Here is a 14,388-nt window from a genome sequence, read left to right as displayed (position 1 = left end):
CAAATAAAAATAATTTATTACTTTTATTCAAGGCGCCCCTGAAGCTGAGGATTAATTTAACACAGTAACACTATAGGGTGGAGGTTCATCATAATTTTCAATTCCTTCTTTAATATCCATAAGCTCTTGAGACAACCCTTTACGTCCTCCTGACTCCATTGCTCTAGGACCTGCAAAAAATGTTAAACTGATCCCTGCGGCAGCCGCTAGAGAAGAAGCAATGCCAAAAACAAATTCTGTTTCAAATAAACTGAGACCTAGAGCAAAACCCCAAGCACTAAGCACCGAACTCGAACCAAAAGTCGTTATGAAACCAACAACGCTGGCACTAATAAGCAATGCCCCAAACACAATAAGAAGACCACCTAAAACTTGTTTCCCAACAGAACTATTGCCTGATGCATATTCAGCAATCTCTCCTAAACGTTTTGCGGCTTGCTTATCTGTAGGATTAACTAAAACATCGTTCAAGATAAAAACAGCTCGCGCATAAAAATGGTAATCAATTTCCTCGTTTTTTTGTTTTTTCATTTTCACTTCTGCATCAATTAAATTGACTGCATTAATTATGTGCTTTTGCAGTGAGGTTGGCCGATCAGGTTTATTTTGAGCAATAAAAGCAAATCCATTGTTAAGAATTTGTTCTTCTACGATTGGTAAATATTGCTCTTGAATTGCAAAATATCCGGGCATAGTTTGTACATTACTTGCAAACCAAGCACTCGCATTATAATTGGTTTGCATTGGATAAGGTAAATCACCATATTGAGCAACATGAGTGCTTTCAATAAGACTTCCTAAAATCCTTTCGAACTCCGCGTCCTTTTTTTCTTGTTGGACCTTAAGGTAAATATCCCATAAAAAACCACACAGCCGAAGGTAATTAGCTCGATGGATTTGGTTAGTATAGTCTGGGATATATCCCTCGGGATAGGAAGTCAGTTGATTCAAATTGCGAACAGCGAGCAGACCTATACGTACCTGGGGAGAAAGTCCAGTTAAATGAGTATCTTCGTAATGAATCAGTGTGTCCCAAATTTTATTGCTCAAAGCCTGCACTGATGCTAAGGGATTTTCTTGCAAGGTTTGTAAAAATAACTGAGCAGCAGGAATATGCTCGTTTAACCAGGCTCGACGAGAGTTCAATTCATACAAACTCGCTTGAGCTTCGCTAATTTCGCGCTCATAAGGCCCCATACGTCTTTTAAGCGCATCGCGCTCCTTGAGTAAACTGTCTAATCTGAATTGCAATTTGTAGCTATTTAAAACCTGAATAGAACTCCCATAATAATCAATCCTTGGATAGATGATATTTGAAGGCATGCCTAAATTCATATCCATCTGTTGCTCTATTAAGGAAATGCTTGAGTTTAGAGCGCTTAACTGTTTATGCAGGGGTACAAGATTTTGCCTCTTCTCTTTAATGAATTGTGAGTATTCAGATATTTGCAATTGGATTGGAGTTAATTCTGCTTGCCAGGAAAAGAGATCCGCATAATTATAAACAACAGGGCTTACTGAAGGCATAATGATCCTTGCAAAGTGGTTACATTATAGAGCGAGGTCGATTATACACGGTGAGAACTATTGATTCAATTATTGCATTTTATACCCAATGATGACTGTATCTTGCTGAGTTTGATGATAAAATGGGAAACGGAGAATGAAAATCTTATAGATTTGTCATACTTATACCAAAACATCCAGAGCACCTTAGGCATGTATTAAAACATTGATTAGCATATAGTGCTTACCTAGGCAACGAGATACAATAACAACAGTTCCTAAAAATTTTTAAGGACACCTCAGTTAATGAATACCCATAAAACTTTTGGATCCTATCTTTTTTCTTTTATTTTGATTGCAGCCATTTTGCTAGGGGGTCTCACAGGCTACTTTTTTGGGATAGCTACTCCCTACTTAAAACCCTTTGGAGAAATTTTCCTTAACTTAATTTTTACCGCAATTGTTCCTTTGATTTTCTTTAGTGTTTCATCGGCAATAGCACGAGTCGGCTCTATGGGCAAACTAGGCAAGATCGCTGTTCATATGACAATTGTTTTTTTATTTACCGGAATCATAGCAGCAGTTTACTCTCTTTTTATTGTCAGCGTATTTCCACCAGCTCTAGGCGTTGCCTTACCAGTCAATGTTCCAGAAAAAACCACTACATTGAGTTTCTTCGATCAAATTGCGGGTATTTTTACTGTTCCTGAGTTTAGCAAGCTTCTTTCGCATCAGCATATTCTGGCACTCATTATCTTTTCAATCCTGGTAGGTTTAGCTGCATCGAATGCCAATGAAAAAAGAAGAACATTTATTGATTTTTTAAAAGCAGGCGAAGAGGTTTTTATGCGTGTTTTTACTTTGATTATGTATTATGCGCCCTTTGGTTTTTTTGCCTATTTCGCTGTTTTGGTTCATGACTTAGGTCCCCAATTGATGGCGAACTATCTCCGAATTGCTGTTCTTTATTATGCATTTGGAATCATTTATTTTTTTATTGCTTTCACACTATTTTCCTATTTAGCTGGAAGAACTCAAGGAATAAAAGTATTTTGGAACAGCATTTTTCTACCTGTTGTGACATCAATCGCCACATGCAGTAGTGCCGCCAGTCTTCCTGCTAATTTAATAGCAGCAAAAAAAATGCGGGTCCCCCCTGAAGTTTATGAAACAGTAATTCCTCTGGGTACCATCATTCATAAAGATGGTTCTGTAATTGGCGGGGTTTTCAAGATTGCTTTTTTATTCGGAATCTTTCACTTAAACTTTTCAAGTCCGAGCGTACTGCTTAGCGCTCTCGGTGTCTCTTTATTGGTGGGCACAGTGATGGGAGCAATTCCTAGTGGAGGAATGCTTGGTGAATTACTTATACTTAATGTATATGGATTTCCTAGTTCAGTGTTAATAGCAATAGCTGCAATTAGTATTATTATTGATCCTCTTGCGACTATGCTTAATGTAACATGCAACAGCGTAAGCAGTATGATGATTGCGCGTCTTGTGGAAGGGAAAAAATGGTTAACCTGCTCGTAACCGTATAAGTTACGTACGTTTATTAAAAAGGCAAATTATGAATCAACCTTATAAAAAAATGAGTCAACCCTATAAAAAATTATGGCGCTCACGTAAAGATCGAAAAATTGCTGGAGTATGCGGTGGACTAGGGGCTTATTTTGGTGTCGACCCTGTATGGATGAGAATTATTTTTGTGATTTTCTTCCTCGTTGGAGGTACAGCACTTATCGCATACCTACTGCTTTGGCTCATTATTCCTTTAGAGCCTGAAGACTGGCAAGATGTATAATTACACTGTCCTAAATTAAAGGATAGGATTCCAGGATTCATTTTTGTCATTATTTCTGCTCGCAAAAATAATGACAAATGAGCCTGATAATTAGCGTACAGCTCATGAGTTTTCGGATATCCTATATGTGGTTCGCATCCAGAGCAGTGAGACTGCCTGCTTCCTCACTTAACAAGCCACTAATTCTTTGGCGCATTTTACTAATCTCAATATACTTTTCACTTTTTGTGGACAACCTGGTAGTGATTGGTCCTAATTCCTTTAAAACATTTATCAAAGGAGTGTATAGATTATCTAAAATCTTAATTAGCTCTATTTTCTTTTTTGCTTTTAGCGGCTGAATCTTTTGCGTTTTGAGGATCAACTCATCCAGAGTATTAATTTGTTTTATTAATCCATCTATTTTAGCTGGGCTGATATATCTTCCTGCTGCGCTGGAAATTCGTTCATTGAGGACGATGATTTTGTATCTCTGGGAAGAATTTAAGCTTCCCAGAGCAAGCCTCCTATAATTCATTCTGGGATAGAGCAAAAGAGCATGCATTTAAAACCGCCGCGATTCTTAGTACAGATTGAACTGCAATTTTATTTAACTCATGTTCCAATAGCTGTTTAACGTGCGAGTGGATACACATGCCACAACCATTGATTGCTGACACTGCCAAAGCAAATAGCTCAAAGTCAGCTTTGGCTACTCCAGGATTTACCATACCATTCATACGCAAATTAGCAGGAAGTGATGCAAGTTCCTTATTTTCTGCCAAATGAATTGCACGATAATACACATTATTCATCGTCATCAGAGCAGCTGCAGTTTGTACTGCATGCTCCAATTGAGCAGTGATATAGAGTGCTCCATCTGCTTTAATGGCACCAATAATACGCCTATCTTTCAATGTGTATGCTACAGCTAAGGCAACTCCATAAAATTGGGTTTCTGTTAAGCCAGATTGTGCCATATTAGCAAATAGGTTACTGACATTAAGACGTATGTCTTTAGCAAAATCAGGTATCGCCTGTTTCAACTGTTCTATAGACATATAATTCTCCTTTCCAGAAGTTCCCAAATTGATAAGAACTTCTGAATTTTTGTTCGGATTATAATGTTTCACCACCAATAGGACGGTTACAAGGACATAATTCATCGGTCTGTAAAGCATCCAAAATACGTAATATTTCTTGAGGATTACGACCAACATTTAGTGAATTGACGCTCACATGTTGAATCACATTATTTGGGTCAATAATAAAAGTTGCCCTTAAAGCACATCCACTCTCTTCATCCCGAATGCCAAACCCATTAGTTAATTTTCCATAAACATCAGCAAAACTGTATTGATCTAATTTATTCAAATCCTTGTGTTCTCGACGCCAAGCGAGTTTGACGAACTCATTATCCGTACTTCCTCCCAGTACTATTGCATCTCTATCATTAAATTCACTATTTAATTTTGCAAACTCCACAATTTCTGTTGGGCATACGAAAGTAAAATCTTTTGGATAGAAAAAAAGTACTTTCCATTTTCCGGGAAAACTCTTTTCAGTAATCACTTCAAAAGCACTCACACCATTTTCTTCATGATTATTAAAGCCAGGTTTTGCTGCAACAATAGAAAATTCTGGAATTTTTTGACCAACAGTTAGCATAAATTTCTCCTCAATTCGTTTAGTTCAATTAAATTATAGTTATGGTATATAATTATTTAAAATGAATAAAATAGATAACTTTAATCGGAAAAATCGATGAGTAGATTAATCAGTCTGAAACAACTGCATTACTTGATTACGCTATATGACCACCAGCATTTCGGTCGTGCTGCAACAGCATGTTTTATTAGCCAATCGACTTTAAGTGCGGCAATTACAAATCTTGAGGAAACTTTAGAAGCACAACTGCTCGAACGCGATCATAAAACATTTTTATTCACACCCTTAGGCGAAGAAATTGTCCGCCGCAGTCGACTAATTATTGAACAAAGCAATGACTTATTGGATTACGTACAAAGCCAAGGAAAAGTAATGCAGGGTAAGTTTTATCTTGGGGTTATTCCTACTATTGCTCCTTTTATTTTAAGTGAACTACAAGATCTGTGTCAGCAACTCTATCCAGAGCTCTCCTTATTCATCAGAGAAGACACTACAGAAAACGTTTTGAACTATTTAAAGGAAGGAAAACTTGACCTTGTTATCTTAGCGCTTCCTTATCAGACCCAAGACTTTCAAACACAAATTTTATGCAAAGATTATTTTAAACTAGTCTTACCTCAAACATGGTCACATAAAGGATTTGACCAAGAAATCAATAAGCTCCCTGAAAACAGTATTTTTCTTCTTGAAAAAGAACACTGTTTGACAGGACACGCACTGCAAGCATGTCAATTAAAAGAGAGCAAAAAAATCAATCATTTTTTTGCCACCAGCTTACATACGCTAATTCAAATGGTAAGCCATCAACCTGGCATTACTTTTTTACCTAATCTTGCAATTAACAGCGGCATTCTTACCGGAACTGATTTAGTCTCACTTCCTTTAAAAACAAATCAGGCTTATAGGGAAATTGGCGTAGCTTGGCGCACTACTTCCCATAAAACACAGAACTACATTTTATTAACGGAGTTGATTAAGCAGATTGTCGTTAAAAAATGTGATGATGCTCCCTAAGCATTAAAAACTGGGCCTTATAAGTTACCGGAGAATTTAAGTTTAGATTACCGTGAAGAACAATGAAAAATCATAATTTAAAATTAGGAAATACTCTTCTTAAATATAATGCCGTGCATTATAGTTCTCCTAAAAAACTTTTGGAAAACATTATGCAGAAATATCTCACTTTGATCCCTTATATTCTTTCATTTTTGATATCAATGAATTCTTATGCAGATGCAAATAAGACTGTTCGTATTCCCCAACTATCCAATGAAAAGGTCTCCGTCTGGACAACAGTAATTCACCCGAATAAAGATCAGATTTTAAAAATGCATCGACATGAGCGTAATAGAGTGATTGTTGCTTTAGATAGCGGATTAATCAAAGTAGTTAACAATAAAGGAAAAGAACATTTCCTAAAATTAGAAAAAGATAAAGCATATTATCTCTCTAAAGATATTCCCGGTGAATTACACACAGATGAAAACATAGGTAAACATCCAATAAGAGTTGTAGTCATTGAGTTAAAAAATTGAACAGTTTCGCAAAAGACACGAAACCGTCAAACGCTATTTATGATTTTTGGACATGCTTTTGATTTTGAAAGCCACAATGATGGCCATGGCGAATAGGTAATAAAACACCCAGTTTTTGATAGCTTTTAAATTGGGTTTGAGCCCATAAAGTACTTATTTTTGCATGAACACTATTCCTCTTTTCCACTAATCTGGATATATCACTCCATTTTGCATTAGGAGTTGCCAATTTACCTCGTATTTGCATGCTGAGTGCACGTTTTTCTTTAATTAGCGGGGCCATTTGTGCATGTAGCTCTTTCTTAATTTTAGCTAGTTCAACACGTTGTTCCGGGCTAAGCAACTTAGCAACATGCTGACGATAATGTCCTGTTTGGTTTACAGAAACCACCGTCGCGCCAGGGTCAGATGTTTGCGCTGTAGCAATTGAAGCACCCAAGACCAAGCTACTAATTAATATGAACCGTTTAATATTCATTTTACTCTCCTATTAGGTTTCATTGGTAAGTGTAATAAGACAATGTAATAGGAATATGACAAATGCGGTGATTATTGTAACAACATTGTTACAATGCGCAACATAGAGAGGTTTACTGTTATAATGTGGCCTGCGTATATTATTTTACCAGGTGATTCATGAGTACAAGAAAAAGTCACATATTGATTATTGATGATGATCAAGAAATTACGCACTTGATTAATGATTACTTGCTTAAAAATGGTTTTCGAACCACCTGGACTTTGAATGGTCTAAACATCAAACAATTATTAAGAGAAAATAACTTTGATTTAATTATCTTAGATATTATGCTTCCAGGAATTGATGGATTAAATTTATGCCAAATGATTCGTCAAACTCACAGTATGCCTATTATTATGCTCAGTGCAGCAAACAGCATTGCTGACCGAGTGGCTGGCTTGGAATTAGGGGCAGATGATTACATTTCTAAGCCATTCAGTTCTCGTGAATTACTGGCACGAGTAAAAGCACAAATACGACGGACTCAGGGCGAACTGGAACATGATCGTAAAAAGCTCACTCCATTACAACAAATACATTTCGATAATTGGATTCTCGATCGCAATACCCATTCTTTGATTGATAAAGATTCTGTCGCTATCCCATTAAGCCAACGAGAATACGAATTGTTGGTTATTTTTTTGGAGCATCCTGGACGTATTTTGAGCCGCGATCAATTAATGGATTTGTTATATGAAAAAGACTGTGATTCACAAGATAGAACAATTGATGTCCTCATCGGTCGCTTGCGTAAAAAAATTGAGCTTGATCCACGTAATCCCCGATTATTGTTAACGATTCGCGGAGGTGGCTATCAATTCAAAACTAAGGTTGATTTGGTATGAGTCAATTAACCAAAACGGCAAAAAAAACACTGGTGGGACTGATACTAGGCAATCTATTAATAATTTTTTCACTGATACAGCTGGGAAAATATTATTATGAAAACATACGTAGCCCCCTTCCTCCCAAAGCAGTACGCTCATTGACCCATCTTGTTCTACTGTTACAAAAAAATCCTCAATCGATGTGGCCTTTAATCCTCAGAAATCAAAGTATTTCTTGGGCAGAAATAACCTTATCTCCACAACCATTATACAATAAAAATGCATTGTTAACCTTAAAAGCCCCTGTGCTTTTTAATTTAATTAAACAAAATAAAAAATTGGAGTTTTCGGTATTTCTAAAAGAAAATAATTGGTTAAATATTAAAGTGATTTCTTTTTTCCCGCGGCAAGCTAACTCAATAGTCAGTCTGTTTCTTATCTTAGTAGGCGCTTTGCTTTTCATTAATTATTGGGCCGTTAGATCATTAAATCAACCAATACATACATTAATCCAAAGTCTTCATTACAGTGAGCATCAAGACAATTGGTTACCTATACCAGTAACAGGTAATCAAGATCAAAAAACTATTTTTAAGAAAATTAATGATCTGCAGGAAAAAGTAAATAAGCTTTTAGCAAATCGCACTCGAGTAGTCACCGCGATTTCGCATGATCTGCGTACGCCCTTAACTCGTTTAAAATTACGCGCAGAATATTTGGAAGATGATCCCAATTACTTCAAAATAATGACGGACATTAATGAAATGGAACTTATGATCCGAGAAACCCTGGATTATTTTAGAGATGTGAATGTTGAAGAAAAACCTCAACTATTTGATTTGGTGGCACTGCTTTCATCATTAAAGGATGATGCTAGTGAATTGAATTATGATGTGAGTTTTACGAGCGAAAGCCCCAAACTGGTTTGTTATGGAACGGTAAATTTACTTAAACGCGCCTTTAATAATTTGATCAATAACGCAGTGCATTATGGCTATAAAGCAATGATTCATCTAATTTGCCTACAAAATAAAGTGGAAATTACCATTACCGATCAAGGACCAGGATTAGCAGAATCTGATCTAGAACATGTTTTCTTGCCTTTTTATCGTGGCGAAAGCTCCCGCTCGCGTAGTACAGGAGGTACAGGACTTGGATTAACAATTGCCAGGGAAATTATTCAGATGCATCAAGGCGACATTTCATTGACTAATAATTTACAAGGTGGGTTAAAGGTAATTGTAACGTTACCTCTTAGATCTTCTTAACACTGTTCAAAAATCCAACTGTAAAAGCAAGGCATGTTCCAGAAAATCAATGACTTTTCATTACAAAGCTATGTCCGTTAAAACGTTGATGAAAAACTGATTAATTGGCCACCTTCTAAGGAAAGTTTAATTTGGCACATTTTGAGCGAAAATCGCACTCCAAAAATAATCAAAAAAACAGGGTATACTCCATTGTAGCCTGGGGTGAAGAAATATCACATCATCCAAGCTACGGTTGCCATACGATTCACCTAACATAGGACATACTGTTACATTAAGTTTACAGCACCTTCCAAACGTGCCTTAAGTAAGAAAAGAATCGCTTTCTTTTTCTCACGGGTAAGAGCATTTGATTGTGCCAAACTCAAACAATATTCGCTAAACGCAGCAAGTTTTTCTTTACTTGTTTGTATTGATTCATCAGGGGCATGCAATTCTTTATAACTCTCTTCCAGCTCGCTCGCAATAGCATCAATTGTTTTTGGATTAGGATTTCCTATATTTTCTAGTCCTTCTTGCTTGCTGATGGCGCCAATTTTTTCCAAAAGCTCATTTACCTGTCCAGAAGTAACTTCATTCGCTTGAGTAGACTTTTTCGTAACGCCTCTTAGATAATTTTGATTATTACTTTCCCAATATTCTCTATCTCCCTGGAATGCAATTACAGTCATCAACACGCGGGAATCAATTTCTTTTCGATTGAATAATGCTCTATTGGTAATATTAAAAGTCCAATCATTTTTCAGTCTAAAAAATGGTCGATACAAGGTTGCCATTTCTTTATCGGTTACAGGATCATAGATTGTGAAGGTTGTACCCCAAAAATTCATACTCGCTTTAGCTAATTTTGTGTAGCCATCTTGCCCATAAATATCAAACGTAGGAAAAAAGGCAAATAATTTTTCATCAGCCGATCCAAGAAAATTTTCATAATTATCGTAAACATCGAAATGAGCAGTCAGTGAAAAAAATTTTGACCGAGCATATGCCAATTTATTATCGAATGGATCAAAAAACTCATAGGTCAACATGAGACTTAGAAATTTTCTATATAAAGTGCCTAGTTTTCGTGTTTTCGTTTCAATATCATAGCTCGTTGTTAAACTGATCCAATGTTCTTTAATGTACATCTCATCAGGAATTTCTGTGTTACCAAGGGCAAAACTCGTATTGATCGTAATTAAGGATGAAAACAAAATGGCAATTACTTTTTTCATATAGACCTCATTCTAAATAAATATTCCGTTGTATGTATTTATTCTTTTCAGAAATGAATTGGATAGGAAAATCGATTTCTGATTCAGAACAAGGCCGATTATATGGAAGTACTCTTAAGGAAGTATTAAATGTCATTTAATGTTGGTTTGAATGGATCCCATATCAAATGCTTCAGATCCTTACGGGATAACTTGTAGTGAGTGACTAAAAAGTATAAGTTATTTTATACCTTTTAGTCGAAACTTACGTTAATTTAGCTGGTAGGCTCTTAACATCAGGATTTTTTGAATAAGCCTCAAGAATTTCGTTAATTAATTGTTCAACAATACTTTCTTTCAGCTCATCTTCAATCAAACCAACTTTTTCTTTCATACTATTTAAACGAGTTTCTAGTTCTTTGGCGACTGAACCATTAGGGAATAATGCTGCTAAAAGGCGTCTTGCTTCCCCGGGACCAAGGTGACGATACAAGTGGTTTCTCACTGTAGCATCTTCAGCCGTAGTGCTGAAAGCCCATAGTTCAACCGGTCCTAAAGTCAAGGTAAGTAACTGCACATTCACTCCAGTTTTAGTAGCGTATTGTGCCAGAAAAGTTCCTCCCCCTTGCCTTGGGCCATGCACCCGAGTGCGTAAAGCAGTTTTTGCAGTATCGGATAGTCCAAATATTGAAGTGGTTTTTTCAATCGCTTGTGAAGGTCCTGCATCCATAATATAAATTGCAGTAGCAAAATCGATCATTACAGCATCAAAGTCATCAACTGATTGTGATAATAATGCAATTTGTACTTTCCACTTACGGCCTTCACGCATATCGATAATAACCTGCTCACGCACTGCGGCTGATTTTGAAGTACGGTGGAACTCATCATAAACAATACGTTTGTGATCTTCTCGAATTTCTCGCACTCGTTCCTGATGATATTCTTTGTATTGTTCCGGTATATTGTTTAAGCTCTCTTCAGTTAAATAATAGTGCCTTGCTAGTACATAACGAGCCAGCATATACATAACAGCTGTCTGTCTGTCTGCAGCATCTCCACCACTTTTAGCTACCTCATCAAGGTCAAGCGATACAACACGCGCGTCACCAATATCAAAACTACTCACGCGAGATAAAATAGGATATTCACGAACTGCTGCAGAGATCATTCGTGAAAACGCATTAATTAATGATTCACCTGTTGGTGCTGTTATTCTTTCGTATAAATCTTCAATAGATGGAGTACGGCAAATTGATGCAGCATCAGCTAATAAAGGCATTGCATAACGTTGTGCAAGCATCGCTTCATGCACAAAACCTGCAGAATAAAGTGAGTCTGTTACCTCCCACCAAGTTGATTTTGAATCACGAACAAACCCAATTTCCTCTAAAATACTGTCAAGAAATTCTTCTACTCCAGGGGAGTAAGGTGCAGGATTAAATTCATCAGCCAAACTTTTATATAGTTCATCTACTACCATACCCGCCAGATCCGGCATACCATCATAGGGTCTCTCTGCTCCAAGGGGGGTAGTTAGCAATGTTACAAAATTAACTAAAAATGCACGCTCTAATGCCGTGGGATAGCGACATCCTAATTGTGTATCAAAAGGATTGATTGAATACTCAGGAGTCATTCGTAAACGGTGATAAGCAACCAGATGGCGTTTTGATGCTGGAAGCGCTTCTTTTAATAATGAGATAAGACCACTACTTGATGGTCCAATATCAATAATCGCAATACGCGGTAATCGTAATAACCCCCCCGATAAGCATAAAGCTAAGTTAATCGCATTAGATAAAACTGATTTACCAGAACCTGGACGCGCATAGACCAAATCAATCCACGTAGTTTGCTCTGTCGATCCTGGCTGGAAAGGCCAAGGTTTGCCGTCAGGTGTTCTAAAGAGTAATGCTCCTTTTGTCCAAGGTGATGCAGGACGTGTAATAGGCAATATCGAAACTATTGAGCTTAGTGGAGCAACTGTAGGGACTGCCATGCTGTTAAGAGTAGCGCCTAACATACTGGAAACAAACCCCCCAAAAGGATCACCACAAATTTCAGAAACATCGGTTGATCCCCAACCTTCAATTGCTTTTACTAGTTCAGAACTTCTTTGACGTAATAAGGACAATCGGTCTTCAGGCGCCCAAGTTGTGGCAACAACACGCAAACGGACTATTGCTTCATCAGTATTAAGTTGGATGTATTTTAATAAATTTACCGAATCACTGATCAAACGATTTTGTGCTGAACTAAAAGTTAGAATCGCCGCCAGAAGCCCTTTAAGCTTAATGGTTGATAGTCCTTCACTTTCAATTAAAAAAGAGATTCTCCAAGGAATATGAGCGGGTAATATACGTGTGAATAGCTGAATAAAAGGTCTTATATCTTTAGGAAACAAATCAATGTAGGTTGATGAATAAATCTTATCTCCAACCCTAACCGTACGTAAATCCAATACTTCTGCATCACGAGGAAATACTTGTTTTGCCAATGAAGGCCATAATAAATCTGAAGCATCGCCTTCAAAACTATTAATTTCGCGAACTGTAACCTTATCCCCTGGTAGGCTTGCCCGCCAATCATCTGCTGTATAATCTGGGTCTGCGGTCATGCGAATTGCATGTACTGCATCATGAACTTCCAGTAATTTAGCAAAAACATTAAGTGAACCTAAATCATTCATAACAGAACGTACGTACGCATCATGGGTATCACGTAACTCTGGAATTGCTGCATAGATAGTCTGGCTGTTTTTGAAAGGAGGAGCCTTCATATCTTTGATCATTTTCATTTTAGCTTTAGTTGCTGCCTTTAACTGCTCAGAAGGCAAATTAAATGGCCGAGTAATTAGCACGAAATAGGCACGTTCCTCCGCGCAATACTGTGCCATATAATTGACTCGCTCCTCAAACAAGTCCGTTAAATTAAGTTCAAGTCGTCTTGCAGTGGATGTTGCTGGTTCGTACGTATCTTGGATCAATTTCCTTATGTTTTGTTTATCGTGGCTAAAATAAACCTGTAGAGCATGCCCTGGACGTCCCATAGCACCTTGAAATGAGTTGGTGATACCTGCAACCAAATTGTCGAACTCTACACTTCCTACAAGGGCTGAGACCCCGTCAATTTTCAAAATAGATACTAAAGAACCATCATGATTAACCAATACTGTTGGACTATCTGCTGATTCCAAATCGATATAAGATTCTGTTGTTTGCTTGAGCGAAGTACTTAGCCAGGCAAAGAAGGTATCTATTCCTTCAAAAAATGATTCTGACCAATGCGCCATTCCTTTCCTCACATTAACTAATAACTAACTTGAAATTTCCTCTAATGCACTAGCAGCCCATTTTTCAATTTGTTTACGAAATTTGGCACGCGATGGCAATAGAAGTATATCTTTAAACAATTGAGCACTTCTCTCTTCGTCACTAACACCTGCATCGATCATTAGCTGACCAAATATTGCAGGATCACTGGTTCCCTCTCCAAATTTTTCCTCCACAAGTTGTGAACGAAACTTGAATGCTCTATAAATATTTTGTGCACTGGATTTATATCCAGTATCGTTAGTGATCGCACAAAATAATACGTGACATATGCTATTTAATTCAGGTTGAGTTAGCTCTGGAAGATAAATCAATGTTCCTCCACCATAACCACCAACACCAACGGACTCAATAAAAAAGCACTGTGCGCAAAAACAACAAGAGGTTGCTAAGTTATCCAATTTATTATTGGCATAATTATTATCTAGGTTAATCACCTCTTGAAATAAGCGCGCTTGAAATCCACAAAATCTGCAAGTATATCTATCTCTTTGAAATACTTTTTGCTCAAACGCTTTAAATCGTTCGTCAACCTTCCTGGCAGAATATAAACGCCATGACCCTGGCGTAGCCATTAATTTTAATTTGTGTTGTTGTTGATTAACTGCCATCTTCTTGGCTCACATTGGCTCACATTTACAATAAACTTTATTGGCAATTATTTATTTAGTACCTACTAAAAGATCCTCTGCCCTTTAGCAGGGAGAGGATCAGAAATGAATCTTACCATTTTTATTATAAAAGCAGCTA

General features: G+C 37.1%; 14 protein-coding genes. 6 read left to right on the top strand and 8 right to left on the bottom strand.

Annotated features, from left to right (window positions below):
* Nucleotides 1-51 precede the first annotated feature (51 nt).
* On the bottom strand, nt 52-1,527 hold the full coding sequence (locus tag Lpar_RS06740; protein WP_058517222.1) for a hypothetical protein: 1,476 nt from the start codon (nt 1,525-1,527) through the stop codon (nt 52-54).
* Nucleotides 1,528-1,812: 285 nt separating this feature from the next.
* On the opposite strand from Lpar_RS06740, the gene Lpar_RS06735 reads away from it, so the two are divergent.
* Both Lpar_RS06735 and Lpar_RS06730 read left to right on the top strand, forming a co-directional pair.
* Nucleotides 1,813-3,039 carry a dicarboxylate/amino acid:cation symporter gene (locus tag Lpar_RS06735; protein ID WP_058517221.1) on the top strand — a complete coding sequence of 409 codons (1,227 nt, stop codon included), beginning with the start codon at nt 1,813-1,815 and terminating at the stop codon, nt 3,037-3,039.
* 58 nt (nt 3,040-3,097) lie between these two features.
* The gene (locus tag Lpar_RS06730) at nt 3,098-3,310 is read left to right on the top strand and encodes a PspC domain-containing protein (protein ID WP_058519194.1); all 213 of its coding nucleotides are present in this window, start codon (nt 3,098-3,100) and stop codon (nt 3,308-3,310) included.
* Between the two features lie 121 nt (nt 3,311-3,431).
* Here the strand turns inward: Lpar_RS06730 and Lpar_RS06725 are convergent, their stop codons facing one another.
* Genes Lpar_RS06725 through Lpar_RS06715 form a run of 3 tightly spaced genes read right to left on the bottom strand, consistent with a single transcriptional unit; the run spans nt 3,432 to nt 4,957 of the window.
* Complete coding sequence (locus Lpar_RS06725) at nt 3,432-3,854, bottom strand: hypothetical protein (protein ID WP_133133953.1); 423 nt, start codon at nt 3,852-3,854, stop codon at nt 3,432-3,434.
* Nucleotides 3,817-4,350 (bottom strand): carboxymuconolactone decarboxylase family protein, encoded by a 534-nt coding sequence (locus tag Lpar_RS06720; RefSeq protein WP_058517219.1) that lies wholly within the window; start codon nt 4,348-4,350, stop codon nt 3,817-3,819. Before Lpar_RS06720 ends, Lpar_RS06725 begins: the two co-directional genes overlap by 38 nt.
* A gap of 58 nt (nt 4,351-4,408) precedes the next feature.
* On the bottom strand, nt 4,409-4,957 hold the full coding sequence (locus tag Lpar_RS06715) for a peroxiredoxin (RefSeq protein WP_058517218.1): 549 nt from the start codon (nt 4,955-4,957) through the stop codon (nt 4,409-4,411).
* A 96-nt stretch (nt 4,958-5,053) separates the two neighbouring features.
* Here Lpar_RS06715 and Lpar_RS06710 point away from each other — a divergent pair, with 96 nt between their 5' ends.
* Nucleotides 5,054-5,971, top strand: coding sequence for a hydrogen peroxide-inducible genes activator (locus tag Lpar_RS06710; protein ID WP_058517217.1), 918 nt, complete (start codon nt 5,054-5,056; stop codon nt 5,969-5,971).
* 152 nt (nt 5,972-6,123) lie between these two features.
* Nucleotides 6,124-6,492: a cupin domain-containing protein gene (locus Lpar_RS06705; RefSeq protein ID WP_058519193.1), complete on the top strand. Its 369-nt coding sequence runs from the start codon at nt 6,124-6,126 to the stop codon at nt 6,490-6,492.
* Between the two features lie 37 nt (nt 6,493-6,529).
* Here the strand turns inward: Lpar_RS06705 and Lpar_RS06700 are convergent, their stop codons facing one another.
* The gene (locus Lpar_RS06700) at nt 6,530-6,970 is read right to left on the bottom strand and encodes a Spy/CpxP family protein refolding chaperone (RefSeq protein WP_058517216.1); all 441 of its coding nucleotides are present in this window, start codon (nt 6,968-6,970) and stop codon (nt 6,530-6,532) included.
* 158 nt (nt 6,971-7,128) lie between these two features.
* Here Lpar_RS06700 and Lpar_RS06695 point away from each other — a divergent pair, with 158 nt between their 5' ends.
* Together Lpar_RS06695 and Lpar_RS06690 are read left to right on the top strand one after the other, a co-directional pair.
* Nucleotides 7,129-7,857, top strand: coding sequence for a response regulator transcription factor (locus Lpar_RS06695; protein WP_058517215.1), 729 nt, complete (start codon nt 7,129-7,131; stop codon nt 7,855-7,857).
* A complete protein-coding gene (locus tag Lpar_RS06690) occupies nt 7,854-9,107 on the top strand; it encodes a sensor histidine kinase (protein WP_058517214.1) in 1,254 nt (417 codons plus the stop codon). The genes Lpar_RS06695 and Lpar_RS06690 overlap by 4 nt, the downstream gene beginning before the upstream one ends.
* A 269-nt stretch (nt 9,108-9,376) precedes the next feature.
* Here the strand turns inward: Lpar_RS06690 and Lpar_RS06685 are convergent, their stop codons facing one another.
* The 3 genes from Lpar_RS06685 to icmJ all read right to left on the bottom strand — a co-directional run bounded on the left by Lpar_RS06685 (nt 9,377) and on the right by icmJ (nt 14,249).
* A complete protein-coding gene (locus Lpar_RS06685) occupies nt 9,377-10,324 on the bottom strand; it encodes an LURP-one-related/scramblase family protein (RefSeq protein ID WP_058517213.1) in 948 nt (315 codons plus the stop codon).
* A gap of 244 nt (nt 10,325-10,568) precedes the next feature.
* Nucleotides 10,569-13,598 carry a type IV secretion protein IcmB gene (locus Lpar_RS06680; RefSeq protein ID WP_058517212.1) on the bottom strand — a complete coding sequence of 1,010 codons (3,030 nt, stop codon included), beginning with the start codon at nt 13,596-13,598 and terminating at the stop codon, nt 10,569-10,571.
* 24 nt (nt 13,599-13,622) lie between these two features.
* Complete coding sequence (gene icmJ / locus Lpar_RS06675) at nt 13,623-14,249, bottom strand: type IVB secretion system protein IcmJDotN (RefSeq protein ID WP_058517211.1); 627 nt, start codon at nt 14,247-14,249, stop codon at nt 13,623-13,625.
* Between the last annotated feature and the right edge of the window lie 139 nt (nt 14,250-14,388).

Origin of the sequence: Legionella parisiensis (genome assembly GCF_001467945.1) — a bacterium.
In the GTDB taxonomy this organism is placed as follows: domain Bacteria; phylum Pseudomonadota; class Gammaproteobacteria; order Legionellales; family Legionellaceae; genus Legionella; species Legionella parisiensis.
Note: the sequence above shows the minus strand (reverse complement) of the source record. Positions and strands in the feature narration are given on the sequence as shown.

Excerpts from the sequence above, each read along its gene's own strand:
- Lpar_RS06740 (WP_058517222.1), bottom strand. The coding sequence starts at position 1,527 with ATGCCTTCAGTAAGCCCTGTTGTTTATAATTATGCGGATCTCTTTTCC.
- Lpar_RS06735 (WP_058517221.1), top strand. The coding sequence starts at position 1,813 with ATGAATACCCATAAAACTTTTGGATCCTATCTTTTTTCTTTTATTTTG.
- Lpar_RS06730 (WP_058519194.1), top strand. The coding sequence starts at position 3,098 with ATGAGTCAACCCTATAAAAAATTATGGCGCTCACGTAAAGATCGAAAA.
- Lpar_RS06725 (WP_133133953.1), bottom strand. The coding sequence starts at position 3,854 with ATGCATGCTCTTTTGCTCTATCCCAGAATGAATTATAGGAGGCTTGCT.
- Lpar_RS06720 (WP_058517219.1), bottom strand. The coding sequence starts at position 4,350 with ATGTCTATAGAACAGTTGAAACAGGCGATACCTGATTTTGCTAAAGAC.
- Lpar_RS06715 (WP_058517218.1), bottom strand. The coding sequence starts at position 4,957 with ATGCTAACTGTTGGTCAAAAAATTCCAGAATTTTCTATTGTTGCAGCA.
- Lpar_RS06710 (WP_058517217.1), top strand. The coding sequence starts at position 5,054 with ATGAGTAGATTAATCAGTCTGAAACAACTGCATTACTTGATTACGCTA.
- Lpar_RS06705 (WP_058519193.1), top strand. The coding sequence starts at position 6,124 with ATGCAGAAATATCTCACTTTGATCCCTTATATTCTTTCATTTTTGATA.
- Lpar_RS06700 (WP_058517216.1), bottom strand. The coding sequence starts at position 6,970 with ATGAATATTAAACGGTTCATATTAATTAGTAGCTTGGTCTTGGGTGCT.
- Lpar_RS06695 (WP_058517215.1), top strand. The coding sequence starts at position 7,129 with ATGAGTACAAGAAAAAGTCACATATTGATTATTGATGATGATCAAGAA.
- Lpar_RS06690 (WP_058517214.1), top strand. The coding sequence starts at position 7,854 with ATGAGTCAATTAACCAAAACGGCAAAAAAAACACTGGTGGGACTGATA.
- Lpar_RS06685 (WP_058517213.1), bottom strand. The coding sequence starts at position 10,324 with ATGAAAAAAGTAATTGCCATTTTGTTTTCATCCTTAATTACGATCAAT.
- Lpar_RS06680 (WP_058517212.1), bottom strand. The coding sequence starts at position 13,598 with ATGGCGCATTGGTCAGAATCATTTTTTGAAGGAATAGATACCTTCTTT.
- icmJ (WP_058517211.1), bottom strand. The coding sequence starts at position 14,249 with ATGGCAGTTAATCAACAACAACACAAATTAAAATTAATGGCTACGCCA.